Here is a 243-nt window from a genome sequence, read left to right as displayed (position 1 = left end):
AATGTGTTCTTTGAAAACCGGATAGGAGAAAAAACCAAGTAAACCGAGAATCGCCATCTTTTGGATTTGAAACCAACATGGTTAAGTTGTAAAGGGCGCACGGTGGATGCCTTGGCACTAGGAGCCGATGAAGGACGGTACGAACACCGATATGCTTCGGGGAGCTGTACGTAAGCTTTGATCCGGAGATTTCCGAATGGGGAAACCCCCTGTCCATAATCGGACAGGATTCCTGCCTGAATC

Annotated in this window: 1 rRNA gene; it reads left to right on the top strand. The window is 48.1% G+C overall.

The annotated features are described in order from the left end of the window. Positions 1-79 precede the first annotated feature (79 nt). Positions 80-243, top strand: a 23S ribosomal RNA gene (locus GBH70_RS16545); the annotation flags it as partial.

This window comes from Weizmannia acidilactici (assembly GCF_008974225.1).
GTDB classification, from domain to species: Bacteria; Bacillota; Bacilli; order Bacillales; family Bacillaceae_C; genus Weizmannia; species Weizmannia acidilactici.
Note: the sequence above shows the minus strand (reverse complement) of the source record. Positions and strands in the feature narration are given on the sequence as shown.